The organism is Janthinobacterium lividum, assembly GCF_011601275.1.
Classification (GTDB): domain Bacteria; phylum Pseudomonadota; class Gammaproteobacteria; order Burkholderiales; family Burkholderiaceae_D; genus Janthinobacterium; species Janthinobacterium lividum_E.
Genome location: NZ_JAAOLY010000086.1, coordinates 1 through 260 on the forward strand (window position 1 = coordinate 1; position 260 = coordinate 260).

The window sequence follows — 260 nt, forward strand, 5'->3', positions numbered from 1 at the left end:
GGTCCTGTTCGGGATGGGAAGGGGTGGGACCAACTTGCTATGGTCATCAGGCATAACTTGTACTGGCATTTGTCCTCGGTGGAGCGACAAAGCCTGAATCTGGAAGAAGCAAAGATTGGGGTAATGAATAGTAGTATCAACACACACGCAACGTTGTACCGTCTTATCCTCTGTACCTGCTAAGGTTATAGGGACAAGCCGTACGGGCAATTAGTACTGGTTAGCTTAATGCATTACTGCACTTCCACACCCAGCCTATC

The 260-nt window shown here is 48.5% G+C and carries 1 rRNA gene; it reads right to left on the reverse strand.

Features of this window, described 5'->3' with window-relative positions:
* Positions 1-189: 189 nt before the first annotated feature.
* Positions 190-260 (reverse strand): 23S ribosomal RNA (locus GYK42_RS29000); the annotation flags it as partial.